The following is a 25,272-nucleotide window of genomic DNA, read 5'->3' as shown; positions in this document are numbered from 1 at the left end:
CCGGCGTCGGCCGGTCGTGCGGCCGTGTCGGCGTGGTCGCGGGACGTGGGTCGTGTCGGTTGGCCGGCCCGGGGACGGACGTTCGTTGGGCGTGAGGGGCAAGATGGGCGCCATGGCGAAGATAAGCAAAGGTGGGAACACTCCGGTACCGACCGCCGAGCTCCGTGCGGTCCTGACCTGGCGCGCGGCGGGAGCGCCCGACGTGGACGCGTCGGCGCTGTTGCTGAACGCCGCCGGCAAGGTGCGCGCGGAGACGGATTTCGTCTTCTACAACCAGCCCTCCGACGCCGCCGGCGCGGTCCGGCACGAGGGTAAGCGGCCCGCCGCCGACGGCATCGTCACCGACACGATCCAGGTGAACCTGGCCGCGATGCCGCCGGACGTCGAGCGGGTGGTGATCGGCGCGTCGGCCGATGGCGGCACGTTCGGGCAGGTGCCGGGCCTGGCGCTGCACGTGGTGTCGGCGCAGGGCGGTCCGATCGCCGAGTTCGACATCGACGAGGCGTCCACCGAGACGGCCTTCCTGTTCGGCGAGTTCTACCTGCGGGGCGGCGCCTGGAAGTTCCGCGCGGTCGGCCAGGGGTACGCGTCCGGACTGACCGGGCTGGCCACCGACTTCGGCATCGAGGTCGCCGCCGACGACGCCCCGCCCGCGGCCTCCACGACTCCCGCGGTTCCCGCCCGGCCGACTGCGGCCCCACCCGCGGCGCCCGCGGCCCCCGCGGTCAGCCTGAAGAAGCAGAACCTGGTCAACATGGAGAAGCGGCTCGCCGACGAGGGCCACCCGCAGCTCCTCAACCTGACCAAGCAGGCCGCGGTGAGCCTGGAGAAGCGCGGCCTCGGCGAGCACACCGCGCGGGTCGCGCTGTGCCTGGACATCTCGTATTCGATGCAGTCGCTGTTCAAGCGCGGCAAGGTGCAGGCGCTCGCCGAACGGGTGCTCTCGCTCGGCCTGCGCTTCGACGACAACGCGGCCGTGGACGTGTTCCTGTTCGGCTCCCGGGGCCACGCGGTCGGCCAACTCGGGCTGGGCGAGTACCACGGCTGGGCCGAGCGGATCCGCCGAAACCCCGGTCTGGAGGGCTCGACCGACTACGCCGGCGCGATGCGACTGGTCCGCGAGCACTACTTCGGCTCGAGCGGGCCACGTCACCAGCCGTTGGCGAACGACCTGCCCGTCTACGTCATGTTCATCACCGACGGCCAGACCACCTCGCGCGAGGCGACCCGCGAGCAGATCACCCACTCCAGCTTCGAGCCGATCTTCTGGCAGTTCATGGGCCTGGGTCGGCCGGGCGGCTTCTCGTTCCTGGAGGAGCTGGACGACCTGACCGGGCGCTACGTCGACAACGCCGACTTCTTCTCGGTGCAGGATCCGGCGAACGTCCCGGACGGTCAGCTCTACGAGATGATGACCAACGAGTACCCGGGCTGGCTCGCCCGCGCCAAGGCCCAGGGCCTACTGATCTGACCGGTCCACATCCGACCGGCCCACGCGATCGGCTTCGACCCGCTCCGCGCCCGACCGGACCGGCCGGTCCGAGCCGCCCCTCCGACCCGCCGGGTCCGGCCGTCCCGACCGACCCGCTCCTCGCACCCATCGTGCGGGGAGCGCGGAGAGCACGTGCAGGGCCGCCTCCATCGGGCCCTTGCGCAGCGTGTGCCGCCAGATCCAGCACAGCAGCAGCGTGCAGACGAAGAAGCCGACCAGCCGCTGCCAGTCCTGTCCTCCGGTGAGCGGGAACCAGCGGTCGATCACGATCAGGTGGGCGGTGTACACGGTGAGCGCCGTCGCGCCGACGGCGATCAGCGGGTCGAGCACGATCCGGCCGATCCAGGCGCGGCAGGCCAGCAGCGTGAGGCCGAGCACGGCGAGGGCGACGCCGATCGCGCCGACGATCTCGAACGGTGTGCCGGTGTGGCCCTCGGCGACGGTCAGCCACGCCGGGTCGTTCGCCGGGACCGAGCCGACCCGGCTGTGGAGCACCTCGTACACGCCGTACGGCTCCGCGACCCGCGTGAGCCGGTCGCCGGTGAACAGCTCGACCACGAGCCAGGATCCACCGTACCCGAGCAGGGCAAGACCGGTGCCGATCCCGACGAACGCGCGTTGCACGCCCCGGTCGGCCAGTCGCAGCCGGCCGACCGCCATCCCGGCGAAAACGAACGGCAGCCACGTGATCGCCGGGTAGCTGCCGGTCAGGAACAGCGTCTCGAACAGGTCGCCCGGACCGTGCCAGTCGTCGAATCCGGGAGCCCCGTACGGGATGCCGTCGGTGCCGCCGACCGCGCGCAGCGCGTACGAGACCATCGGCCCGAACACCGCCCAGCCGGTGGCGAGGAATACGAGCGCGCGGGTGCTCAACCACAGCGCGGGCCACGCGAGCAGGAAGTAGAGGCCGTAGAAGGCCAGGATGACCAGCACGCCGGTGTCCAGGTCGGCCAGCCACATGCCGAGCGGGATCAGCAGTACGGCCCGGATCAGCACTCGGGTAACCGCGGCCGAGGAGTCGCGGCCGAGCCCGCGCAGCGGCGCTCGGCCGGACATCAGCACCAGCGAGACCCCGGCCAGGAACGCGAACAGCGCGGAGGCCCGACCGGTGGCCCCCTGAACGAGCGTGTCCACACCGCCGTCGTACGGGTCGGGTCCGACGTGCGACGCGAACATGCCCAGGACGGCGAGCGCGCGGGCGACGTCCACACCGACGATCCGGGCCCGTTTCCCTCCCGACCGCGCCGCCGACCGCTTCCCCGGCTCCCCCTGTTTCTCGCGCTCCTCGCGCTCCCCGCGCTCACCGCGCTTCTCGTGATCCCCCACCTCGGCCCGCATGCGTCCAGCGTAGGCGGGCCATCGAACTCTCGTCGGAACGGCGACGCGGCACCCGACCGGGCACCCGACCGGGCACCCGGCCCGGCGCCGGACCGCTGTCCCACGCGGCATCCGACCGGGTAAACGGCCAGGCTTGGTATCCGGCCAGGCTTGGTATCCGGCCAGGCTTGGGACCGAGTCGCCGACGCAGGGTCGGTGAACCCCGTCCCCGCTATTCGGCCCCGTCCGACGCCTGCGGAGCCATCCGCGCGGACTCCCCGCCGCGACGCCGCACGGCCACCATGGCCAGGGCGAGCGAGACGCAGCCGACGAACACGCTGACCACGACGGGCGTGGACAGACCGTGCCGGACCGACGCGCCCGCCGCGCACTGGACCAGTGTCATCGGCAGCATGCCGAGCGCCGTCCCGATCACGAAGTGGCCGGTGCGTATCGCGGTCGCCGCCGCGCCGTAGCTGACCACCGAGGACGGGATCACCGGGATCATCCGCAGGATGGTGATCGGCACCAAGCCGTTGCGGGAGAGTCGGCGGTCGAGCTCGGCCAGCGCCTCGCGCTTGTGCAGCCAGCCACTGATCCGCTCCCGGCCGAGCCGGCGTCCCAGGTACAGGCTGATCACCGCGCCCAGGGTGGCGCCGACCAGGGTGACCACCGTGCCGCCGATCGCGCCGAACAGGGCTCCCGCGACCGGCGCGAACAGCGACTTGGGCACCAGCGCGGCCACCCCCAGCGCGCAGACGACGGTGAAGATCGCCACCGAGACCGGCAGCGGCCAGTTCGTCCACGCGCCGTGGTCGAGGAAATCTCGCAGCGAGTCGAGCAAGCCCCGCACGGTGTCCAACCTGCGTCCGCCCCTCGTACCCATGTGGTGTGAATGCGCCGGATCCCGGTATGCCGACCGATCCGCTCCGAACCGTCGAAGGCACCGTCACGCCCGGGCACCCGGTCACGCCTGGCCCCCGGCGCGCATTCGCCCCATTGTACGGAGCGTTCGCACTCCCCGTGCGGGGCCCGCCACCGATGCGAACGATCATGAAACGCCCCCGAAACGATCATGGTGTGACGAAGCGGATCCGGATCCTCCGGGCGAATCGCTGGAGTCGGTGGGGCGTGCCGTGTTAGAAAACCTACTGACCACTAGGTTTTTGACGGAGGATCCATGACCGAGACCACCGCGACCGAGAACACCCCGGCCGAGATCACCGCGCGCACCCGCTTCCGCGCCGCGACCTGCCCCTACGAGGACGCGTCGCTGCCGATCGAGGAGCGGGTCGCGGACCTGCTCGGCCGGATGACGGTCGAGGAGAAGGCCGGTCTGATGTTCCAGACCATCGCGGTGATGGGCCCCCAGGGCAGGCTGCTGGACGACAAGGGCTTCCTGCCGTTCAACCACACGGTGCGGGAGATGATCCTCGAGAAGGGGATGAACCACTTCAACCTGCTCGGCGGCGGCCCGCCCGAGCACATCGCGCAGTGGCACAACCGGATCCAGGAGTTGGCGCTGGAGACCCGGCTGGGCATCCCGGTCACGCTGTCCACCGACCCCCGGCACCACTTCACCGACAACCCGGGCACCGCCGCGTACGCCGAGGGCTTCTCGCAGTACCCCGAGACGCTCGGCCTGGCCGCGATCGGCGACGAGGAACTGGTGCGCGAGTTCGCCGACCTGATGCGCCGCGAGTACCTCGCGGTGGGCATCCGGCTCGCGCTGCACCCGCAGATCGACCTCGCCACCGAACCGCGCTGGTCGCGGATCAACGGCACGTTCGGCGAGGACGCCGAGCTGACCGGCAAGCTGGTCGCCGCCTACATCCGGGGCGCGCAGGGCGAGACGTTGAACACCGAGTCCGTGGCCTGCATGACCAAGCACTTCCCCGGCGGCGGCCCGCAGCTCGACGGCGAGGACCCGCACTTCCCGTACGGGCGCGAGCAGGTCTACCCGGGCGGCAACTTCGACTACCACCTGGAGCCGTTCGAGAAGGCGCTCGCGGCCGGAACCTCGCAGATGATGCCGTACTACGGCATGCCGATCGAGACCGAGCACGAAGCCGTCGCGTTCGGCTTCAACAAGGGCGTCATCACCGGCCTGTTGCGCGAACGGCTGGGCTTCGACGGCATCGTGTGCACCGACTGGGGCCTGATCTCCGACGCGAACATCATGGGCCAGACCATGCCCGCACGGGCCTGGGGCGTCGAGCAGTTGTCGATTCCGGACCGCGTGTTGCGGGTGATCGAGGCCGGCTGCGACCAGTTCGGCGGCGAGGACATCCCCGAGCAGGTCGTCGCGCTGGTCCGGGCGGGCCGGCTCGACCAGGAGCGGCTGGACGTGTCGGTACGGCGTCTGCTGCGCGAGAAGTTCGTTCTCGGCCTGTTCGACCACCCGTTCGTGGACCCCGCCGCCACCGCCGCGCTGGTGGGCACCGAAGCCGGTATCGCGGCCGGGCTGCGCGCGCAGAGCAGGTCGATCACGGTGCTGGGGAACAAGCCGGTATCGGGGAACGGGCCGGTACTGCCGCTGGCCGAGGGCACGCGCGTGTACGTCAACGGCCTGGACCCCGAGGTGGCGGCCGGCTACGCCAGGGTGGTGGCCACGCCCGAGGAGGCGGACGTGGCGATCATTCGGATCAAGACCCCGTTCGAACCGCGCGAGGGTGGCTTCGAGCAGTTCTTCCACGCGGGCTCGCTGGAGTTCACCGAGGCCGAGCTGACCCCGATCCTGGACCTGTGCGCGACGGTGCCCACCGTGGTGGACATCTACCTGGAGCGCCCGGCGGTGATCCCGGAGATCGCCGAGAAGTCCGCCGCCCTGGTGGCGAACTACGGCTGCGCCGACGCGCCGCTCCTGGACGCGCTGTTCGGTCGGGTACGCCCCGAGGGCAGGCTGCCGTTCGAGCTGCCGCGCTCGATGGCCGACGTGCGGGCCCAGCGCTCGGACGTGCCCCGGGACGGCAAGGACCCGGTCTTCCCGTTCGGACACGGCCTGACGTACTGAAGTGCGCCTGACGTACTGAAGTGCGCCCGACCCGGCGAAGACCGTCCGGCGTGCCGGAGTCCACACCCGCGCGGCGCTGCCGCTACCCTCTCCGGGGAGCGGCAGCGGTGCGCCGGGACCCGGTCCACGCACGTATCCACGCACGTATCCACACACGTGGTGGACGCGCCCGACACGCACCGGTTCACCATTGCCGCCCGCGCCTGCTTAGGGTGCTGCCATGGGTAGCGAGCGGTGGGAGGACGTAGCCCTCTCCTCGCACGCGACGGCCCGGGCACTGCGGGTCTATCGGCTCCGCGCCGTCGCGGCGACGGTGATCGGCGTGGCGAGCACCGGAGCGTGGTTCGCGATCCTGTCCACGGCCGACGACAACGGTGACGGGGCATGGGGCGGCTGGGGCATGGTCCCGCTCGTGGTGGGTCTCACCGCCCTGGTGATCGGGATCGGCGCGCTGGTACTGGCCCGTCGGATGCGCCGCACGCTCTCCCGCCACCCGTGGGTGAACTGCTCGTGCCGCTTCCGCGACCCGGCCGACGGCGACGGCGCGTGGGGACCGCCACTGGTGATCGGCGATCGGACCGGCGACGGCACGCAGTACGCGCTGACCGTGGTGTCCATGTCGCACCGCTGGTGGCACCTGCACAAGTGCGACGGCGGCGACGTGTGGTTCGCGGGCGACCCCGCGCGCGGCGGCGTGGTCTCCCCGCCCGGCGGCGAACTCCTGCTCTGGACCCGGCCGAGTCGCCTCGGCCGCAGCAGCCGCCCCACCCGCCGGGCCAACCCCGCCGGCGCCTAGGCCCTGTCCGGCGGATCTTGGTGGGTCCGCCGGACAGGGGCCTAGGCCGGGTCCCGAAGCGCCGCCTCGACCCGCCCGAATCGGCTCACTTCACCGCCCGCAGGCTGATCGGGTACCGCATCACGTCGCCGCCCGCGGCCCGCGCGCCGCCGATGATGGCGCAGACCGCGATGGCCGAGTACATGACGCCGATCAGCAGGCCGCCGAAATCGCCGAGCAGCGCCAGGAGCGGGGCCAGCACGAACGACAGCAGGCAGGTCAACTGGAAGTTCAGCGCCGCGCGGGCGTTGTCCCGGACGAACTCCGAGCGGGCACCCACGGTCTTGCGGATCAGGTACGGGCCGACCACGGGCGCGCAGAAGCCGCTCCAGTGCGCGGCCGCGCCCCAGCCCCGCTCCGAACCCGGCCGCTCGGGCGGCCCGGGTGGTCGATTCAGCCACCACTGCGGTGGTGGTCCGGTCTTGGTCCGAGGCATCGGCGGCATCGGCATCTGCATCGGCATCAACAGGTCGTCGAGCAGCGCCTCCAGGTCCGCCCGGGTGCGCCCCGCCAACGCCGAGGCCACCCGTTCCTCGAACTCTTCGGCGTTCAACCTGCCTTCGCCGTACGCGTACTTCAGGTGTTCGATCGTTCGTTCGCGATCCGCGTCGCCGACCCGCATGTGCGCGGGCATGCCGTACCAATGGGGTGGATGAGGACCGGAGTTCGGGTGCATGCGCGGCTCCTCTCGCTCTGCACACGGCTCCATACAGCATGCGCTGTGAACGAAGCGTGGTCCATCAGGGATAACCCTTGGCCCGACCCCGAGACAACAGCCGCAGGGATGAGTCCGTCGTATCCCGCGGCCTGGCGCGAGCGGTCAGAACAGTCGGCGCAGCAGCCGCAGCGAGCGTGCCTCCAGGTGTACGGAGGTGCCCGCCTTGGCCGCGGGCCGGTCCCGGTCGAGCACCACCGTCGCGCTGTCCAGGACCGTCCCCCACGCCGCGCCGAACTCGGCCGGCGGCAGGGTGAAGTGCAGGTCTCCCTCGTGCGCGTTGATCAACAGGAAGAACGAGTCGTCCCGGATGGGTTCGCCGCGCGGGCCCGGCTCGCCGATCGCGTCGCCGTTGAGGAAGACCGAGATCGCCTTGTTGAACCCGGCCTGCCAGTCCGCCTCGGTCATCGGCCGGCCGTCCGGCGCGAACCACACGATGTCGGCCAACGTCTCGCCGTCCACCGGCAGCCCGCGCAGGAAGCGCCGGCGGCGGAACACCGGATGCTCGCGGCGCAGCCGGATCAGCATCTGCACCCATTCCAGGAACACCCAGTGCTCCCGGCCGCGTTCCCAGTCGACCCAGGAGACCTCGTTGTCCTGGCAGTAGGCGTTGTTGTTGCCGCCCTGGGTGCGGGCGATCTCGTCGCCGTGCAGCAGCATCGGCACGCCCTGGGACAACAGCAGCGTCGCGGCGATGTTGCGCTTGGTCTTCTCCCGCAGCGCGAGGATCTCGATGTCGGTGCTCTCGCCCTCGACGCCGCAGCTCCAGGAACGGTTGTGGTTCTCCCCGTCCCGGCCGTCCTCGCCGTTGGCCTCGTTGTGCTTGTGCTCGTAGGAGACCAGGTCGTGCAGCGTGAAGCCGTCGTGCGCGGTGACGAAGTTGACCGACGCGGTCGGTCGCCGGCCGTCGTGGCGGTACATGTCGCTGGAGCCGGTGAGCCGGGCGGCGAAGTCCGGCAGCACGCCGGGCTCGCCCCGCCACAAATCGCGCACGGTGTCGCGGTAGCGGCCGTTCCACTCGGTCCACAGCGGCGGGAAGTTGCCCACCTGGTAGCCCTCGTCGCCGACGTCCCAGGGCTCGGCGATCAGTTTGACCCGGCTGACCACCGGGTCCTGCTGGACCAGGTCGAAGAACGCGGAGAGCTTGTCCACCTCGTAGAACTGCCGGGCCAACGCCGCCGCGAGGTCGAAGCGGAAGCCGTCCACGTGCATGTCGGTGACCCAGTAGCGCAGCGAGTCCATGATCATCTGGAGTACGTGCGGGTGCGACATGCGCAGCGAGTTGCCGGTGCCGGTGGTGTCCCAGTAGTAGCGCGGATCCTGTTCGGACAGCCGGTAGTAGGCGCTGTTGTCGATGCCGCGGAAGCCCAGCGTCGGGCCCAGGTGGTTGCCTTCCGCGGTGTGGTTGTAGACCACGTCGAGGATCACCTCGATACCGGCCTGATGCAGGCATTTCACCAGATAGCGGAACTCCTGCACCTGTTGGCCCAGCGAGCCGGTCGAGGAGTAGGCGGCGTGCGGCGCGAAGAAGCCGATCGTGTTGTAGCCCCAGTAGTTGCCCAGTCCCCGGGAGACCAGGTGCCCGTCGTTGACGAACTGGTGCACGGGCATCAGCTCGACCGCGGTGACCCCCAGCGACCGGAAGTAGTCGATCATCCTCGGGTGCGCCATGCCCGCGTAGGTGCCGCGGATCTCCTCCGGGATGTCGGGATGACGCATCGTCAGCCCTCGCACGTGCGCCTCGTAGATCACCGTGTCGTGGTACTCGTGCCCGGGTCGGTGGTCGTCTCCCCAGTCGAAGTACGGATTGACCACGACCGAGGTCATCATGTGCGGCGCCGAGTCGGTCTCGTCGATCCGCTCCGGGTCGCCGAACCGGTACCCGAACACCGGTTGGCCCCAGTGGATGTCACCGTCGAACGCCTTGCCGTACGGATCCAGGAGCAGCTTGGCCGGGTTGCAGCGGATCCCCCGGCGCGGCTCCCACGGTCCGTGTACGCGGTAGCCGTAGCGCTGACCCGGTTGCAGACCGGGCAGGTATCCGTGCCAGATGCCGCCGTCCACCTCGCGCAGCGGCACGCGTTCCTCGTGTCCGCCGCCGTCGATCAAGGACAGGTCGACGCCGGTGGCGACATCGCTGTACAGGGCGAAGTTGACGCCCGTTCCGTCGTAGGAGGCACCCAGGGGAAACGGGTGTCCGGGCCACAGCGTCATCGAGGCACTCCCTTCGCAGCCGGGACCGGCTTGTCGGCACACCTGCCCGGGGCGGGGCGCGGGAACCGTTCCGATGCCCGCTCCGTCACACCGCCATGCGAATCCACGACCGTTCCACGCGCGGGGCCGCGGCCCTGCCGATATTCGTGCTGACGGCGGGACTCGTCGTCAGCGGTTGCACGTCGTCCGGCGGTTCGAAGCCGGATCCCGCGCGCACGCCCGTGTTGTCGGGCGAGCCGATGCGGCTCACCGCGTTCGACTCCTGCGGCGCCTTGGTCGACGACTTCCGCGCGGCGGCGCTGCGCCGGGTGACCGAGGAGCGCGACAACGACTCGAAGTCCGGCCGGATCCCGCCCGGGGCGGTGGCGGACGCCGAGGCACCGGCAGCCGCGCCCAGGGCGGCGGCACCGGAGGGCCTCACCGCCGACAAGGCGGCGCCGACCGCGCCCGAGCACTCGACCACCAACACCCAGGAGCAGGGCGTCGACGAGCCCGACCTGGTCAAGACCGACGGCCGTCGGGTGCTGACCGTGGCCGGCGGGCGGCTGAACGTCGTCGACGTGGCGACCCACCGGGTCACCGGGACGCTGGACGTGCCCGGCGCGCGGGCGACCGACCTGCTGCTGTCTGGCGACCGGGCCCTGCTCATCCTCAACGGCACCACGAACCTGCCCAAGTCCAACGGCGGTTCGGGCAAGATGGCGCCGATCCCGGGCGATCCGGGCGGCTCTTCCGCCATCGCCCCGGGCAACCGGGCCCGCTTCGTGCTGGTGGACCTGACCGCCGCCCCGCGGCTGATCGGCGATCTTTCGGTGGACGGCGGCTACGTCGACGGGCGGCAGATCGGCAGTACCGCGCGGATCGTGGTGCGTTCGCAACCGCGGCTGAAGCTGTCCACGGACAGGTCGCCGGCCAAGGCCAAGGATCTGATCCAGCGCTCGACCGCCTCGGACTGGCTGCCGCAGTTCACCCTCGCCGCGGGCGGCCGGACCGATTCCGGCAACCTCGTCGGCTGCGACCGGGTCAGCCGTCCGCAGGCCAAGCCCGGCGATCCCGGGCACACCGGCACCGCGACGCTGAGCGTGTTGTCCTTCGACCTGACCCGCGATCTGGACAAGGGCGATCCGGTGACGGTGGCCGCGGACGTGGACCACGTGTACGCGTCGCAGGCCAACCTCTATCTGGCGACCACGTCCACCCAACGAAGCGTGTCGAGCGAATCGAAGGTGGTCGGCGGCGGGCCGCCGACCACGACGACCACGATCAATCAGCTCGACATCTCCGGCAAGGGCACCCCGAAGCTGGTCGGCACGGGTGTGGTCGCCGGCTCGATGGTCAACGAGTACGCGATGTCCGAACACGCGGGCAATCTGCGGGTGGCCACCACGCTCTCGGCCGGCGACCCGACGATCCCCCGGAACGCGCCGAGCGATCTGCCGCTGCCGCGGGGCAGCGCCGGCACGAGTGGCGCGATTCCGGATCGCGGCGTCCCGGGCAGTACGCCGCGCGGCATCGCCCCGAGCGACCCGACCGACGCCGGGCCGAACCCGCCCTTGGACGTGCAGCCGCCGATCGCGCCGCGCTCCGCGAGCGAGTCGGTGGTCACCGTGCTGGCTCGCAGCGGCGACCGGCTGACCCCGATCGGCCGGGTGGGCGGCCTGGGCCGGACCGAGCGGATCATGGGCGTGCGCTTCGCGGGCCCGATCGCGTACGTGGTCACCTTCCGGCAGACCGACCCGCTGTACACCCTCGACCTGAGCGACCCGCGCAACCCCAAGGCGGTCGGCGAGCTCAAGATCAACGGCTACTCGGCCTACCTGCATCCGATCGCCGACGGGCGGCTGATCGGGGTCGGCCAGGACGCCACCGACACCGGCCGGCGGCTGGGCACCCAGGTGTCCCTGTTCGACGTGAGCACGTTGGCGAATCCGACCCGGGTCGCGCAGGTCGCGGTGCCGGGGGCGAGCTCGCAGGCCGAGCAGGACGCGCACGCGTTCCTGTACTGGCCCAAGGACGGCACCGTGGTGGTGCCGGTGAACGGTTCGTACAGCGTCTCCGCCCAGCCGCAGATCGCGCCGGGCGAGAAGTCCCCGATGGCCGGCGGCTCGTACGCGCTGGTGTTGCGGATCGAGGGCAGTCGGATCGTCGAGGTGGGTCGGGTCGCGCACCCGAGCGCGACCATCCGTCGCTCGCTGGTGGTCGGCACCGAACTGTGGACCGTCTCGAACGCGGGGATCTCCGTCGACCGGCTCGCCGACGTGCGGCAGGTGGCCTGGATCCCGACCGCCTGAGCGTCCCGCGCGGCGTCCGGGCGGGCCGGTCTGGTATACCCGGGAGAGCTGATCTGACAGACCATCAGAAACGACCGGGAGCGCATATGGCGGCCACCGTCTTCACCGACCTCCAGCAGATCAAGGACTCGGTGGGCAAGCACCTCGGCCACAGCGAGTGGCTGGAGATCACCCAGGAGCGGATCAACCTGTTCGCCGACGCGACCGGCGACCACCAGTGGATCCACGTGGACGTGGAGAAGGCGAAAGAGGGTCCGTTCGGCGCGCCGATCGCGCACGGCTACCTGACCCTGGCGCTGTCCAACCTCTTCCTGCCGCAGATCCTCGAGGTGCGCAACATCTCGATGGGCGTGAACTACGGCGTGGACAAGGTGCGCTTCCCGGCACCGGTCCCGGTGGGTTCGCGGGTACGCGGCGGCGCGGAGATCGTGGCGGTGGCCGACATCACCGGCGGCATCCAGGCGACCATCCGGATCACCATCGAGATCGCCGACTCGGCGAAGCCGGCGTGCGTGATCGACTCGATCAGCCGCTACCTGGCCTGAGCGCGGGGCGGGTGCGGCGCGACTCGGCACAGCCCGAGCCGGGCCGCACCCGGTGTCGGCGAAGGTGTGTCCGCGAACGTATCCGCGCACGTGCGTGCGAACGCCGGACGGGTCCGTGTCCCGGTCCGTCCGGCGTCGGCACGGCTACGCCCGCGGTTCGATCACCACGCAGCGGGTGCGGCTGTAGATGGTCGGCATGCACTTGTTGCAATGGATGCACAACGACCTGGTGTCGCGTTCGGCCGCGATCCGGTTGATCAGGTCCGGCTCGCGCAGCACCGCGCGGCCCATCGCGACGAACTCGAAGCCCTCGGTCATCGCGAGGTCCATCGTGTCCCGGTTGGTGATCCCGCCGAGCAGGATCAGCGGCAGCTTCAGCTCGGCTCGGAACTGCCGTGCGGAGGCGAGCAGATATGCCTCCTCGTACGGGTACGAGCGCAGGATCCTGTTGCCGATCAGCTTGACCCCGAGCCGCTGCGGCTGCGGGAAGGTCGCGGCGAACTCGGGCACCGGGGCGTCGCCGCGGAAGAGGTACATCGGGTTGAGCAGCGAGCTGCCGGCGGTCAGCTCCAGCGCGTCCAGCGAGCCGTCCTCCTCCAGCCAACGGGCGGTGCGGATGCTCTCCTCCAACCGGATGCCGCCCGGGACGCCGTCCTCCATGTTGAGCTTGGCGGTCACCGCGATGCGGTCGCCGACCGCGTCCCGCACCGCCCGGCACACACCGCGCGCGACCTTGGCCCGGTTGGCGAGCGAGCCGCCGTAGGCGTCCTTGCGGTGGTTGAGCTTGGGGCTGAGGAAGGCGCTGGCGAAATAGTTGTGGCCGAGGTGGATCTCCACCGCGTCGAAGCCGGACTCGATCGCGATCAGCGCGGCGTCGGCGTGCGCGCGGGTGATCCGGTCGATGTCGGCCTCGGTCGCGGCACGCGTGACGCGCATGCCGAGCGGGTTGAACATCCGCCCCGCGGACAGTGCGGGTCGGCCGTTGGACTTGGCGTTGGCCACCGGGCCGGCGTGGCCGAGCTGGGCCGAGACCGCCGCGCCCTCGGCGTGCACCGCGTCGGTGAGCCGGCGCAGTCCGGGCACCGCCTCGGGGCGCATCCAGATCTGGTGCCGGTCGGTGCGGCCCTCGGGGGCGACCGCGCAGTAGGCCACGGTGGTCATCCCGATGCCGCCCGCGGCCGGGCGGCGGTGGTACTCGATCAGGTCGTCGGTGACCAGCGCGTCCGGAGTGACTCCCTCGAAGGTGGCGGCCTTGATGATCCGGTTGCGCAGCGTGAGCGGGCCGAGCTTGGCGGGGGCGAGGACGTCGGGTATCACGGGGCACCTCGTTCTGTGCGTGCGGTCCGGGACGGACCGGGCGAGGACGGACCGGGCGTGGACGGGTCGGCGGCGCGCGGGGCGTCGAGGCCGGCGGTGACGAAGCCGGCGACGGCCGCGGCGGCGGGCGGCGCCATGAACACGTCCGCCACGGGTTGGCCGTAGAGCTGGAGCAACAGGTCGAAGGCGAGCCGCCAGCGGTCCGTGATCTCCCGGGCGCTCAGGTCCGGGCGCGCCGCGGCCAGCAGTTCGCGCCAGGGTCCGTGCCGAAACCACGGGTCGTCCCAGGGCAGTTCGGTCCCGGAAAGCACGGTGCGGGCGAGCAGTTGGAGCAACATCGGCCCGTTCGGCTCGCGGGCCAGCCGGTCGAACGGCTCGACGATGATCGTGACCACCTCGCCGACCGTGGGCGTCCACCCGGCCGCGCGGGCGCGGTCCAACTCGGCCAGCGGCCCGGCCCACAACGGCCCGAGGCGCTCCTGCAGCAGCGCCACCACCAGGTCCCGTTTGGAGCCGAAGTGGTAGTGCACGGCGGCCGGATTCATCCCGGCGGCGGCGTTCACCGCCCGGACGGAGACCTTGTCGTAACCCTGGGTGAGAAAGAGCCGTTCGGCCTCGTCGAGCAGCCGGGCCCGCGATCGCGCTGTCACGGCAGGCACGAAACCACGAAGTGCCGGCATTTTCAATCACTGATTGAAACGGCGATCGAAACGCGGCCACCGCGCGGCGGCCCGCGGTCGGGCCGACGAGCCCGGCCGGGCGGCCGGGGGCGCGCGGTCGGTGGGCGAGCGGGCGGCGGATCGCGCACGTCGCCGGCCCACCCGCTCATTCCAGCGGCACCACCAGAACCGGGCAGTGCGCGTGTTCGATCGCGGTGGCCGCGACATGGCCGACCCAGTGCCGCAGTGGGCCTCGGCGGTGCCGAACCCCGACCACGGCCAGCGCACTGCCCGCCGAGGCCTCCACCAGCGTCCCGGCCGCGTCGGCCATGACCGAGTCCGCGCGCACCTCGACATCGGGAAACCGCGCCCGCGACTGCCCCAGCGCACCCGCCAGCGCGGTCGCGTGCACCTCGGAAACCGCGCGCATGTCCGCATCGCTGGGCCCGGCGAGGCCGGCGTAGCCGGGCCAACTCCACGCGTGCACCGCGTGCACCGGAAGGCGCCACGCCCGAGCCGCCTCGAACGCGGCCCGTACCGCCCGCTCGTCACCGTCGCCCTGGACGCCGAGCAGCACATCGGTCCCGCCCGGACCGGTCCCGGCCGGCGCCCCGTACTCGCCGCGCACGATCAGCAGCGGGCACGGCGTGCGCGCGGTCAGGAAGCGGGAGACCGAACCGAGCAGCAGGCCGGCGAAGCCGCCTCGGCCCCGCGATCCGGCGACCAGCAGGATCGCACCCTCGGCCGCCGCGAGCAGCGCGTCCCCGGGCAGGCCGTAGCCGACCCCGGCCTCCACGGCCAGATCCGGATGGCGCCGCAACGCCGCCGCCGCCGCGTCCTTGACCAGTTCCTCGGCCGCCCGGCGGGTGGCCTCGTTCGGCTCCACCGGCTCGAAGCCGGGGGTGGCCATCGGCACCCGGATCGCGTGCACCACGCGCAGCCGCGCACCACACCGGGCGGCCGCCTCGGCGGCCCGGGCCACCGCCCGGTCGCCGTGTTCCGAGCCGTCCGTACCCACGACCACCAGCGGCGTCTCGACCGCGTCCGGGTTCGCCATGCCTGCCTCCACTACGTCCTCGTTCGGCGCCGCGCCCTCGTCCGGTCCGACACCGGTTCGTCCGGCCTCATACGGCGAAGACCGGCCCGGCGGACCTGCCGCCGAGCCGGTTTCGGGTGACCGCCGCGATCAGAAGTTCAGGTTGCTCAGCAGGTTCGCGACGCTCTTCCCGCTGCTGTGGATGCTCGGCGCGATCGAGGTACTGGCGAGGTAGAACCCGAGCAACGCGCACACGATCGCGTGCGGGATTCGCATGCCGCCCTTGCGGATGAAGATGAACACGATGACGCCGAGCAAGACGACGGTGGAGATGGACAAGGCCATGGGGTGACTCCTCGGGAGGGCGCGCTCGGGAGCGCAGGGGACGGAACGGCCGCACCGATTTCGGGACGGCGCGAGACGAGTGCCGGTGGGACGGCGGCATTTATGTGCTTTTGTCACCGGCACAAAAACTAACAGAAAGTGTCTATAAAGTAGCAAAACGTCACGCTTTCGCACGGTGAGTCGCGCTCCGTAACCACGCGCCCGGCGTGTCGACGGCGTGTCCGGAACCGTGCCCGCGGGTCGAGGCCCGTCGACGGCGTGTCCGGGTGTCCCGGCGCAGTCGGTCCCGCGAGCGCGCCCGCCGCGACATTCCCGCGGCAACGCCCCGATCGCTCTTCCCGACCCACCCGAGCCGTGGAATTCTGACCGCGCCCGCGCCCCCCGTCAGCACCACTGCCGGAAGGTCAGCCCGTGCCCGAAAAGATCGACAGCGCCGTCCCGAACGCCACCGCGTTCGACGTCTACAGCCCCGACAGCTACGCGGCGGGCATCCCGCACGCCACGTTCGCCCGAATGCGCCGCGCCGCGCCCGTGTACCGCCACCCCGATCCCGAACGCCCGGACGGCTTCTGGGCCGTCACCCGGCACGCCGACGTGGTCCGGGTGTCCCGGAACCCGGAGATCTTCTCGTCGCGCGAGCGGCTGTCGCTGCTCGGCGAACCCGAGGGGGACATGCTCGACACCCAGCGGCTGATGATGCTCAACATGGATCCGCCGGAGCACTCCCGGCTGCGCAACATCGTCAACAAGGGCTTCACCCCACGCAGCACGCTGACCCTGGAGGACAAGGTCCGCGACGCCTGCGAACGCATCGTGGCGAACGCCGTCGACACCGGCGAGGGCGACTTCGTGGCGATGTGCGCGGCCGAACTGCCGCTCGTGGTGATCGCCGACCTGATGGGTGTGCCCCAGGTCGACCGGCATCGACTGTTCGAGTGGTCGAACAAGCTGGTCGGCGAGGCGGACCCGGACCTGCGCCGGGACGCGGGCGAGGCCGAGCAGGTGCAGATGGAGATGTTCGGCTACGCGGACGCGCTGGGCGCGGCCCGGCGCGCGTGTCCCGTGGACGACATCGTGTCCAAGCTGGTGTGCCCCGACCGCGACGGTCAGGAGCTGACCGCGCTCGAGTTCGATCTGTTCTTCATGCTGCTCGCCGTGGCCGGCAACGAGACCACCCGCAACGCGATTTCCGGCGGCATGCTGGCCCTGATCGAGCACCCCCAGCAGTGGGAGCGGCTGCGCGCCGACCCGGCCGGCCTGGCCGGCACCGCCGCCGACGAGATCGTCCGCTGGGTCAGCCCGGTCAACGCCTTCAAGCGCACGGCGGTACAGGACACCGAACTGAGCGGGCAGCCGATCGCGGCGGGCGACAAGGTGGTGGTCTTCTACGCGTCCGCCAACCGCGACGAGGACGTCTTCGCCGACCCCTATCGCCTGGACATCGGGCGCGATCCGAACCCGATGCTCGGCTTCGGGGGCGGCGGCCCGCACTTCTGCCTCGGCCGGCACCTGGCCCGGCTCGAACTGGAGATCATCTTCCGCACCCTCGCGGAGCGGGTCGAGCGGGTGGAATCACTCGGCCCGGCGCGGCGGATGCGCTCCAACTTCCTCAACGGCATCAAGGACATGCCGGTCCGGATTTACCCGGCCTGAGCACGCCGCGGCCGGCCCGACCAGTGGTCGGGCCGGCCGCGTGCGCCGAGAAGGCGACCCGATCAGGTCGTGGGCACCTCGATGTCGGTCTCCAGCCGGCGGCGCTCCCGCAGCCCCTGGGTGATCGGGTGCGCGTCGCCGAGCTTGCGCCGACACGCGCGCTCGACCCGGACGAACCACTCGCGGGACTCGTCCGCCAGACCGATCTCGCCCAGACTCTGCACCCGGTTGCAGGCCGCGACCAGGGTGTGCGGGTGGTCCGCGCCGAGCAGCACCTCGTACCGCTCGTAGGTCACCCGGTCCAGCTCGGCACACTCGTTCGTCTCGCCCGCCTGATACAGGTTGTTCGAGTGGTTGAGCGCCGCGGCGAGCGTGAACGGGTGTTCCTCGCCCAGCGATTCGCGCAGGCCCTCGTGGCACCTGCGGCCCAGCGCCATCGCCTCCTCGTGCCGACCGATCGCCCGCAGGTAGGTCGAGAGGTTGCTGCCGCAGCCGTAGGTGAACGGGTGCTGCGCGCCGAACTGCTCGCGGTAGCCCTGGTAGGCGTCCTGGGCGAGTTCGAGCGCCTGGTCGTCGTTGCCCATCGCGTGGTGGTCGGCCGCGAGGTTGACCGCGCAGGCCAGCATGTCGGGATGGGTGGGGCTGAGGTAGGAGCGGTACTTCTCCAGCGTGTCGCTGTCCAGGGACCGGGCGTAGCGCGCGTCCCCGGTCTGGCGAATGGTCACCGCGAGGTTCTTCGAGGTGCGCAGCGCGTCCCGGGTGCGGCCGATCGCCTCCTCGCGGGCCAGCGTCGCCTGCAACACCGCCCGCGAGCCCGGGTAGTCGCCCAGTTCACGCAGGTCCTGGCCGACCTGGTTGGCCAGGTAGCAGGTCCTGGGGTGGTCCTCGCCCTGGTTGCGCCGACGCAGGTCGTACGCCGCCTGGTGTACCTCGCGGGCCTCCTCCAGCCGGCCCATCAGGCGCAGCGAGACGCCGAGGTTGTTGGCCGCGAGCAGGGCGTCGTTGGTGTCCTCGCCGAAGACCTCGCTGAATCGCCGGTAGTTGTCCCGGTCGGATTCCAGCGCGGTCTGGAAACGACCGAGCGATCGCAGGTCGCCGCCGTAGCCGCGTCCGGTGATCAGGGTGTGCGGGTGATCCGGGCCGAGCGTCTCGCGCTGCAACTCCAGGGTGGACCGGTCCAGGTCGTACGCCTTGCGGTAACGCCCCTGGGAGCGGTAGATGTTCGCCAACTGCGTACACATCCGCAGTGTCAGCGCGTCGTGCCGGCTGAACGCCGCCCGCCAGCGGTCCAACGCGATCTCGGCGATGTACTGGGCGAACTCCCAGTCGTTGGAGCGCCAGGCGAAACGCACCTGTTCGACGATCCAGCGGCGTACGGCCTCCGAGTCGCTCTCCAGCGCGCGCGAGGGCACCAGGTGCTTGTAGAGCTCGTCGTAGATCTCCTGGTTGCCCGGGTCGTCCACGTCGCCGGGGGCGTTGGCGGCCAGGATCTCCAGGGCCCGCTCCCGGCGCGCCTGGTTCACGTCCGGCGGCATCTGGTCGCGCAGTACGGCCTGGACCAGCCGGTGCACCTGGATGGTGTCCGCGCCCCGGTCCACCCGGGCCAGCGCGTACCGGCCGAGTTGCTGGAAGATCCTGGGCAACAGCAGGGTGTCGCCGAGCGAGCTGTCCACCTGGGCCAGTTCGCGCAGCACCTCGCGCGAGCGCAGCAGGCGCATCGAGATCGAGTCCGGCGACAGGTACGCGCACAGCTCCAGCAGGCGCACCGCGGCCGGCTGGCGCTCCTTGAGTTCGTCGAGCGAGACGGTCCAGGTCGCGGCGGCCGTGGTCGGGTAGTCCGGCGGCTGGCCCTCCTCCAGGATCGCGGTGACGCGCGTGTTGACCCGCTCCAGGTATTCCTCGACCTGCATCGCCGACTCGGCGAGCCAGGCACCGGCCTGTTCGACCGCCAGCGGCAGGTCGCCCAGCGCGGTGGCCACCTTCTGCGCGTCCGCCTCGGTGAGCGTGGGCACCCGGCGCTGGAGCAGCGCGACGCTCTCGTCCCGGCGGAAGACCGGGACCTCCAACGGGCGGGCGCTGCGCGCCCACAGGTCGTTGCGCGAGGTGACCAGGACATGCCCGTTGACGCTGCCCTGGGGCATCAGGTCGGCCAGCGACGCGGGCTCGTCGGCGTTGTCGTAGATCAACAGCCAGCGGTCGTACGGCTCGCCCTGTTGCAGGGTCTGCAACACCGTGGCCGTCGCGTCCGCGACGTTCTCGCCGGTGGGCAGGTCCAGTCGGCCGCCGAGCCGGGCGAGTTGGGCGGCGACGCCCTGGGCCTGCTCGGCGGAGACCCACCAGATGACGTCGTAGTCGGCGGCGAAACGGTGCGCGTACTCGAGGGCGACCTGGGTCTTGCCGACACCGCCCAAGCCGTGCAGCGCCTGGGGCAGTACGGCGGTGGCGCCCTTGGCGAGCTGGTCGCGCAGGCGTTCGAGAATGTCGTCGCGGCCGGTGAACGCCGAGTGTCGGGGCAGCAGGTAGGACACCTTCGGTTTGGTGCCGGGGAACCTGGGACCGTCCGCGGGCGGTGCGTCCGAGACGGGTCGGCCGAACGCGGTCAGCAGCGCGTCCCGGCAGTTCTCCTCGGACAGCGAGGACAACATGATCGTCTCGCCCACCCCCGGGTCGCTGTCGAGCACGTCGTCCACCCGCAGCGTGACCACGCTCATCCGGTCGACCGCCACGAGCCGGCGCAGCGCCGTGCGCATCGCGGTCCAGGTCGGGCTGCTCAGCGAGTCCGCGGAGGAGACCACCACGACGCTGTCCACGACGCGCAGCTTCTCCAGCGGCGTGTCGCCACCACCGGTGCCGACCACCTGGGCGCCCGAGGCGGTCAGTTGGGCCCGCACCCAGTCGACCCACATCCGGTCCCGGGCGCTGTAGAGGATCCGCACGGTCACCGGGGCGGTGTAGCGGATACGCTCGAAGCGGCGCAGTTCGCGGCGGCGGTCGACCTCGTCGATCGGATTCAGCCGGCTGATCGCGCCGTCGGTGAGCACGCCGGTCAGCCGCTCGTACGCGCTCAGCAGGCTGCCTTCCTGCAGCGGTCGGTCGCCCAGCGTGGCCAGGGTCTCCTCGTAGGCGTAGAACGCCTTGTACGGGATCTCCACCTCGCCCCAGTACTTGGCCCGTTCGGCCTCGGATCGATCCGCGACGAATTCCGCGAAGCGCTCGCGGGCGTGGTCGCGGCCGGCTTCGAGCTTGTCCTTCTCGTCGTCCTCGACGCGCATCGGGACGGGCAGGATGCGCAGCGGGCGATCGGCCTGTCGGGCGATCGAGCGGGCCACGTTGACGCCGCCGTCGATGGCCTGTTCGTTCAGGGTGAAGCCGTCCACCACGACGTCGGGCAACAGTGTGGTGCAGATCCCGGCGATGTCGTTGAGGCCGGTACGGCTGTCGATCAGCGCGTAGTCGTAGGACGCGCGCATGTCCTCGCGCAGCGCGTCCAGGAAGCCGATGCCGTGCGGGCTCTCGCAGAAGTCGGCCCAGTTGAAGCCGGCCAGCGTGGCGGCGTACTCGTGGTTCTGTCGGCCCGGACCGAGGAAGCGGATCAGGCCGCCGTCGGGGAAGTCCCGGTCGACCTTGACCGCGCAGCCGTCCACCCGGCTCTCCGCGATCCGGGCCGCCTCGATCATCGCGTCCGTGCTCGCGTCGGAGCCGACCACCTTGGCGAACGCGCGGATCATGTCGAGCACGCCGCGCGTGTCCTCGAGCCGCTTGTCGATCAGGTAGGGGTGGAAGTAGCGGTGCAGGCCCGGTGATTCGAGATCCCAGTCCACGACGAGCACGCGCTTGCCTCGGGAGGCCAGGATCCAGGCGACGTTGGCGAGGGCCATCGTGCGCCCGGTGCCGCCCTTGTACGAGTAGAACGTGACGACGGTTCCCGGTGGGTTGTCGCTCATCGTTTCAGTGCTCCTCAACATCGCCACCGGGTCCCCACAGCAACGGGCGGCGAGGGTTGTGTCGGGCCGTGATCCAACGGGGTCGGGCGGGCAGGTCCGGGCCGGTGCGCGCGCGCGGCGGCAGGGTCCGGGCGGCGGTCGCGAACGGCGAGCCGGCGGCCGAAACCCGCGCGGCGGGGCTCGGCCGGGTGCGCACGGTCGGGAAGAGTTCGCGCGCCTCGGCCGGTGGCAGCGGGCGCAGTGGGACGCGGTTGACCTCGACCACCACGCGGGCCAACTCGGCGATCAGGCGCAGATAGTCGGCCGAGTGGCCCTCCAGCCGCATCAGGTCGAACAGGCCCTGGCCGGCGTAGATCGGACCGAAGTCGTCGTCGGCCCCCAGATCGGGGGTCGGCTGCTCGCCGGGGTGGGGCTCGGTGGCCCGCCAGCGCACGGTGACCATCGCGTCCAGGTGCTCGCCGGTGCGGACCCGATGGCCACGCACCCGCTCGGCCATCACCGCCCATTCGCGCATGGCGTCGGGATCGGCGAGGTAGTCGGGCGATGCCAGCACCACCGCCGCGGGAACCGAACACGCGGCCGACGCATCGGGTGGGGCGCCCGGATCACGATCGCCGCAGGGTGACAGCAGTCCGCGCGCGCCGTTGCGACCGGGCGCGCGAGCGGAGACGGCCTGTTCGAGGTCGGCGTGGAAGCGCTCGACGTAGGCACGCTCGTCCCCGCACGACCGGCTCGTGAAGAAGACTGGTGTCATCTCGACCCCTGGTATCGGCGCTTGGTCGCGACGCGCGGTGGATTGCCCTCCCCGACCGTCACTCGTTGTTCCCAGGCTACCCGAGTCCATCACTCGAAGTTACTCCTCGTTACATCAGGTAATCTCATGTTCATCTCTCGTTTCGTGTCGCTCCACTCGTGCCGACTGCCCGCCCGCCGGGGTCGCGCCGTCCCGATCGCCATTGCGTTCGACCCACGCCCGACGGCCCGATCGCACCCGTTCGGCCGCGTGTCGTGCCGCCTCCGCGGGAACGTCCTCGTGCCACCACGATGCGACGGTGCCCGCCATGGCCCGCACCACCCGTTCGCCGTCCGGGGTCAGTTCGCCCGACCCGCGCAGCGTGTCGATCGCCTCGGCGACGTGCGCGCGGTGCACCGCGAACTCGGCCTGTGCCCGATCCTGCTCCTCCCTGTCCGCGATCTGCCGGCGAACCCGCCAGAAATCCGCGATCCCCAGGTGCGCGTAAGCACCCTGCAACAACGCCCCCACCGGTCGGGGGTCCAACCGCCAGGGCGCCCGATACCGGACCGCCGAGCGCACCGAGAGATTCGTGATGTCCTGTATCGCGCCGAGCTTGTTGTGCTGGAACTCGTGAACCAGGGTGACGGCCAGCGTGGTCGGACCCACCTCGGGCGTGAGCGCCAGGCCGCCGAACGCGTACCGGGACGAGGAACTGAAGCTGACTCCCGGCCCGCCGACGACCGGAACCAGCGTGGACAGCGCCGCCGTCATGGCACCCGCGTAGGCTCGGTGAGAGTGTGCCAGCTCACCCCATGCGGACGCGAAATTCCTTTGTAGCAAGGATACTTGGCGTGCGCTCAACCGGGCGGTCGGTTGCCAGCGGTGCACGTCCCGGTAGGGGTCGACGTCCTCGATGGCCAAGGACGCGGTCAGGCCGGCGGCGGTTGCGGAACACCTGCGGTTGACCTGTCGGCGGGCCACCGGCCGCCCGCCCGTCGACCAGTGCCGTCCGGTCAGCGCGATCCGCCCCGGGTCGCCGGCCACCCGCGCCCGGCCCAGCGTGGGCAGGTGGGCCCAGCCGCCGACGGTGTGCAGTTCGACCCGGCCGGGCGGGCCGTGCTCGGGGTCGGCGCGCAGTGCGGCGGCGGCGGCGATCGCCCCCAGATGGCCCAGGAGTCGATCCGATTCGGCGGGCGACGGGTCGGGGTCGGCGCCACCCAGTCGCAGCAGGCAGCGCATCGCCCAGGCGCCGGTGTAGGGGTGCATCAGCACCGTCCTGGCCGCGTCCGGCGCGGTGCGTTGCACGTGCGCGAGCAGGTCCAGGGCATCGGTGAGGTGCGCGGTGCGCGCGTGCGGCAAGCGCTCACGGGCGGTGGCCACGACCGCGTACACCTGGAGCAGTCGGCGGCTCTCCTGCGCCCGGGCCAGCGCGGACACCGCGTCGAAGTCGCCGTGCCCGGCGGCGAGTCGGTCGAAGGCGGCCGCGTCGAGCCGATGGGTGCCGATCATCCGCGCCTCCCCGACCCGGCCACCAGGGCCCGCACGTCGGCCCGCACCCGCGCACCGACGTGGTCGATCAGCGCGCGCAGGTCGGCGCAGTACACGGACGGGTTGTCGAAGCCGTTGTCCGGGCGATACCGGTGCGCCCGCAGCCCGCCGCCGCAGGTGCGCACCACCGGGCAGCGCCGACACGTCGCGCTCAGCCCGGCCGCACCGGCTCCCGCGCGGGCGTACGCCGGCGCGGCGAGCACCGTCGCCGGGTCGTGGCGGAAGACGTCCAGGCCGGTGGCCGCCGCACCGTCGTAGGCCGCCTTGAGCGAGTCCTCGCGCTCGAACGTGCCGTCGGTCTCGATCACCACCGAACCCGGCGGCCCCAGCCCCAGGATCTCGCTCTGCACCGCCCGGCCCAGGATCAGATCCACCAGGTCCTCCAGGATCCGTACGCGCGTCTCGCGCACCGGCGCCCGATACCAGCGGTCGAAGACCGCGATCAGCCAGCGCGCGTAGGGGGTTTCGCCCGCTCCGCCGCCGGGGGGTGGGAACTCCCAGGTGGCGTGCGGCAGGAGCAGGTCGATCATCGGCGGCGCGTGCGAGAGCAGCTCCTCGTAGGTGGCCACCGGGTCGTTGCGCAGGTCGATCGTGCACAACAGGCCGCCGTACAGGGGCCGGTAGCGCTCGGTGCGCAGCAGGGCGACGGCCCGCACCGCCTCGGCGTGGCTGCCGCGCCCGTCGGCGTGCCGGCGGTGTCGGTCGTGGGCGCGCGCGTCGCCGTCCAACGAGACGCCGACCCGGATCCGGTGCGCCGACAACACCTCGGCGCACCGCTCGTCCAACCGGACGCCGTTGGTCTGCATGGTGAAACGCAGTTCGGTCACACCCGCCACCGCGGCGCGCAGGTCGCGCGCGATGGCGTCGATCCGCTCCGGTCCGGCGAGCAACGGTTCGCCGCCGTGCAGCACGATGTCCAGGACCGGCAGGCCGAACCGGCGCGCGTGCGCGCGCAGTCGGCCGCCGAGCGCGTCCACGGTGCCGGCGGCGATCACCCGGGGGCGGTCCCGCCAACTCCGATCCCGGAGTTCGTACACGTAACAGTGATCGCACGCGAGGTCGCAGCGGGAGGCGATCTTGACCACGAATTGTCGAAACGGTGTCGCTTCGCTCATCGGCCCTCCCGTGCTCAGACCCCGGCGGCGCCGCTCCCGCCCGCCCGGGGATCGTCGTCGCCGGCCGGCCCGCTCGCGTGACCGGCGCAGGCCGCCTCCACGGGCACGGGGTCGACCACACTCTGGAAGCCGGCCACCACCGCCTCCGAGGGCTCCTCGGACTCGTGGATCAGCCGCCGCAGCGCCGACGCGAGCACGGAGGCCGGCAGGTCGTCGAGGTCGTCGAGACAGAGCCCGTCGAGGTCGGGCAGGGCCGACTCCACGTCACCGCGCTCTCCTTGCACCGCAGGTCCCCCGTTCTCCCGCGTCGCTCGACCGTCGGTTTTCCCCCCGCACGGCCGGCGTGTGCCGCTCGCGCGTGCCGTCCGGGTGAAACCCGTACATTCGAGTGCGGAACGTATCGCCACGATTACACAAGCCTTCCTATACTAGCCGGGCCGGGTCGGCCTGCGCGATGCTCTGTGTGGGCAGAGTCGTACACACGAACGGCCGGCATG

General features: G+C 71.4%; 19 protein-coding genes. 6 read left to right on the top strand and 13 right to left on the bottom strand.

Annotation, left to right across the window (positions count from 1 at the left end):
- The first annotated feature begins 112 nt into the window (after positions 1–112).
- Entirely contained in the window at positions 113–1,471 is a 1,359-nt protein-coding gene (locus OG948_RS27810; protein ID WP_406299059.1) for a VWA domain-containing protein, read from the top strand.
- Here the strand turns inward: OG948_RS27810 and OG948_RS27805 are convergent.
- Both OG948_RS27805 and OG948_RS27800 read right to left on the bottom strand, forming a co-directional pair.
- Positions 1,460–2,830, bottom strand: coding sequence for a DUF418 domain-containing protein (locus OG948_RS27805; protein WP_406299058.1), 1,371 nt, complete (start codon positions 2,828–2,830; stop codon positions 1,460–1,462). The genes OG948_RS27810 and OG948_RS27805 overlap by 12 nt on opposite strands.
- Before the next feature lie 211 nt (positions 2,831–3,041).
- Entirely contained in the window at positions 3,042–3,695 is a 654-nt protein-coding gene (locus tag OG948_RS27800) for a TVP38/TMEM64 family protein (protein ID WP_406299057.1), read from the bottom strand.
- Between the two features lie 294 nt (positions 3,696–3,989).
- Between OG948_RS27800 and OG948_RS27795 the strand changes: the two genes are divergently transcribed.
- Both OG948_RS27795 and OG948_RS27790 read left to right on the top strand, forming a co-directional pair.
- Positions 3,990–5,822: a glycoside hydrolase family 3 N-terminal domain-containing protein gene (locus OG948_RS27795; protein WP_406299056.1), complete on the top strand. Its 1,833-nt coding sequence runs from the start codon at positions 3,990–3,992 to the stop codon at positions 5,820–5,822.
- 220 nt (positions 5,823–6,042) lie between these two features.
- Positions 6,043–6,618 carry a hypothetical protein gene (locus OG948_RS27790; protein WP_406299055.1) on the top strand — a complete coding sequence of 192 codons (576 nt, stop codon included), beginning with the start codon at positions 6,043–6,045 and terminating at the stop codon, positions 6,616–6,618.
- An 85-nt stretch (positions 6,619–6,703) separates the two neighbouring features.
- Here OG948_RS27790 and OG948_RS27785 read toward each other — a convergent pair whose 3' ends face one another.
- Both OG948_RS27785 and glgX read right to left on the bottom strand, forming a co-directional pair.
- Complete coding sequence (locus tag OG948_RS27785; RefSeq protein ID WP_406299054.1) at positions 6,704–7,333, bottom strand: DUF1707 and DUF4870 domain-containing protein; 630 nt, start codon at positions 7,331–7,333, stop codon at positions 6,704–6,706.
- A gap of 144 nt (positions 7,334–7,477) precedes the next feature.
- Positions 7,478–9,586: a glycogen debranching protein GlgX gene (gene glgX, locus OG948_RS27780; RefSeq protein ID WP_406299053.1), complete on the bottom strand. Its 2,109-nt coding sequence runs from the start codon at positions 9,584–9,586 to the stop codon at positions 7,478–7,480.
- Between the two features lie 95 nt (positions 9,587–9,681).
- Between glgX and OG948_RS27775 the strand changes: the two genes are divergently transcribed.
- Together OG948_RS27775 and OG948_RS27770 are read left to right on the top strand one after the other, a co-directional pair.
- Positions 9,682–11,877: a beta-propeller domain-containing protein gene (locus OG948_RS27775; protein ID WP_406299052.1), complete on the top strand. Its 2,196-nt coding sequence runs from the start codon at positions 9,682–9,684 to the stop codon at positions 11,875–11,877.
- Between the two features lie 86 nt (positions 11,878–11,963).
- Positions 11,964–12,422 (top strand): MaoC family dehydratase, encoded by a 459-nt coding sequence (locus OG948_RS27770; RefSeq protein ID WP_395859637.1) that lies wholly within the window; start codon positions 11,964–11,966, stop codon positions 12,420–12,422.
- A gap of 144 nt (positions 12,423–12,566) precedes the next feature.
- Here the strand turns inward: OG948_RS27770 and OG948_RS27765 are convergent, their stop codons facing one another.
- From OG948_RS27765 to OG948_RS27750, 4 genes are all read right to left on the bottom strand, one after another.
- Positions 12,567–13,739, bottom strand: a complete 1,173-nt coding sequence (locus tag OG948_RS27765; protein ID WP_406299051.1) for an NADH:flavin oxidoreductase — start codon at positions 13,737–13,739, stop codon at positions 12,567–12,569.
- A complete protein-coding gene (locus tag OG948_RS27760) occupies positions 13,736–14,389 on the bottom strand; it encodes a TetR/AcrR family transcriptional regulator (RefSeq protein WP_406299050.1) in 654 nt (217 codons plus the stop codon). The genes OG948_RS27765 and OG948_RS27760 overlap by 4 nt, the downstream gene beginning before the upstream one ends.
- Before the next feature lie 175 nt (positions 14,390–14,564).
- Complete coding sequence (locus OG948_RS27755; RefSeq protein ID WP_406299049.1) at positions 14,565–15,455, bottom strand: universal stress protein; 891 nt, start codon at positions 15,453–15,455, stop codon at positions 14,565–14,567.
- Between the two features lie 129 nt (positions 15,456–15,584).
- Positions 15,585–15,779 carry a DUF2304 domain-containing protein gene (locus tag OG948_RS27750; RefSeq protein ID WP_126639508.1) on the bottom strand — a complete coding sequence of 65 codons (195 nt, stop codon included), beginning with the start codon at positions 15,777–15,779 and terminating at the stop codon, positions 15,585–15,587.
- 411 nt (positions 15,780–16,190) lie between these two features.
- Here OG948_RS27750 and OG948_RS27745 point away from each other — a divergent pair, with 411 nt between their 5' ends.
- Positions 16,191–17,432, top strand: a complete 1,242-nt coding sequence (locus OG948_RS27745; protein WP_406299048.1) for a cytochrome P450 — start codon at positions 16,191–16,193, stop codon at positions 17,430–17,432.
- Positions 17,433–17,494: 62 nt separating this feature from the next.
- Here OG948_RS27745 and fxsT read toward each other — a convergent pair whose 3' ends face one another.
- The 5 genes from fxsT to fxsA all read right to left on the bottom strand — a co-directional run bounded on the left by fxsT (position 17,495) and on the right by fxsA (position 25,038).
- Positions 17,495–21,376 (bottom strand): FxSxx-COOH system tetratricopeptide repeat protein, encoded by a 3,882-nt coding sequence (gene fxsT / locus OG948_RS27740; RefSeq protein ID WP_406299047.1) that lies wholly within the window; start codon positions 21,374–21,376, stop codon positions 17,495–17,497.
- A gap of 4 nt (positions 21,377–21,380) precedes the next feature.
- The gene (locus tag OG948_RS27735) at positions 21,381–22,130 is read right to left on the bottom strand and encodes a hypothetical protein (protein ID WP_406299046.1); all 750 of its coding nucleotides are present in this window, start codon (positions 22,128–22,130) and stop codon (positions 21,381–21,383) included.
- Positions 22,131–22,244: 114 nt separating this feature from the next.
- The gene (locus OG948_RS27730; RefSeq protein ID WP_406299045.1) at positions 22,245–23,621 is read right to left on the bottom strand and encodes an HEXXH motif domain-containing protein; all 1,377 of its coding nucleotides are present in this window, start codon (positions 23,619–23,621) and stop codon (positions 22,245–22,247) included.
- The gene (locus OG948_RS27725; protein WP_406299044.1) at positions 23,618–24,775 is read right to left on the bottom strand and encodes an FxsB family cyclophane-forming radical SAM/SPASM peptide maturase; all 1,158 of its coding nucleotides are present in this window, start codon (positions 24,773–24,775) and stop codon (positions 23,618–23,620) included. Before OG948_RS27725 ends, OG948_RS27730 begins: the two co-directional genes overlap by 4 nt.
- Before the next feature lie 14 nt (positions 24,776–24,789).
- Complete coding sequence (fxsA, locus tag OG948_RS27720) at positions 24,790–25,038, bottom strand: FxSxx-COOH cyclophane-containing RiPP peptide (RefSeq protein WP_406299043.1); 249 nt, start codon at positions 25,036–25,038, stop codon at positions 24,790–24,792.
- Between the last annotated feature and the right edge of the window lie 234 nt (positions 25,039–25,272).

Origin of the sequence: Embleya sp. NBC_00888 (assembly GCF_045207655.1) — a bacterium.
Classification (GTDB): Bacteria; Actinomycetota; Actinomycetes; order Streptomycetales; family Streptomycetaceae; genus Embleya.
Note: the sequence above shows the minus strand (reverse complement) of the source record. Positions and strands in the feature narration are given on the sequence as shown.

What these genes read in the sequence shown, in the direction of transcription:
- OG948_RS27810 (WP_406299059.1), top strand. Translation starts at nt 113, where the DNA reads ATGGCGAAGATAAGCAAAGGTGGGAACACTCCGGTACCGACCGCCGAG.
- OG948_RS27805 (WP_406299058.1), bottom strand. Translation starts at nt 2,830, where the DNA reads ATGCGGGCCGAGGTGGGGGATCACGAGAAGCGCGGTGAGCGCGGGGAG.
- OG948_RS27800 (WP_406299057.1), bottom strand. Translation starts at nt 3,695, where the DNA reads ATGGGTACGAGGGGCGGACGCAGGTTGGACACCGTGCGGGGCTTGCTC.
- OG948_RS27795 (WP_406299056.1), top strand. Translation starts at nt 3,990, where the DNA reads ATGACCGAGACCACCGCGACCGAGAACACCCCGGCCGAGATCACCGCG.
- OG948_RS27790 (WP_406299055.1), top strand. Translation starts at nt 6,043, where the DNA reads ATGGGTAGCGAGCGGTGGGAGGACGTAGCCCTCTCCTCGCACGCGACG.
- OG948_RS27785 (WP_406299054.1), bottom strand. Translation starts at nt 7,333, where the DNA reads ATGCACCCGAACTCCGGTCCTCATCCACCCCATTGGTACGGCATGCCC.
- glgX (WP_406299053.1), bottom strand. Translation starts at nt 9,586, where the DNA reads ATGACGCTGTGGCCCGGACACCCGTTTCCCCTGGGTGCCTCCTACGAC.
- OG948_RS27775 (WP_406299052.1), top strand. Translation starts at nt 9,682, where the DNA reads ATGCGAATCCACGACCGTTCCACGCGCGGGGCCGCGGCCCTGCCGATA.
- OG948_RS27770 (WP_395859637.1), top strand. Translation starts at nt 11,964, where the DNA reads ATGGCGGCCACCGTCTTCACCGACCTCCAGCAGATCAAGGACTCGGTG.
- OG948_RS27755 (WP_406299049.1), bottom strand. Translation starts at nt 15,455, where the DNA reads ATGGCGAACCCGGACGCGGTCGAGACGCCGCTGGTGGTCGTGGGTACG.
- OG948_RS27750 (WP_126639508.1), bottom strand. Translation starts at nt 15,779, where the DNA reads ATGGCCTTGTCCATCTCCACCGTCGTCTTGCTCGGCGTCATCGTGTTC.
- fxsT (WP_406299047.1), bottom strand. Translation starts at nt 21,376, where the DNA reads ATGAGCGACAACCCACCGGGAACCGTCGTCACGTTCTACTCGTACAAG.
- OG948_RS27735 (WP_406299046.1), bottom strand. Translation starts at nt 22,130, where the DNA reads ATGACACCAGTCTTCTTCACGAGCCGGTCGTGCGGGGACGAGCGTGCC.
- OG948_RS27730 (WP_406299045.1), bottom strand. Translation starts at nt 23,621, where the DNA reads ATGATCGGCACCCATCGGCTCGACGCGGCCGCCTTCGACCGACTCGCC.
- OG948_RS27725 (WP_406299044.1), bottom strand. Translation starts at nt 24,775, where the DNA reads ATGAGCGAAGCGACACCGTTTCGACAATTCGTGGTCAAGATCGCCTCC.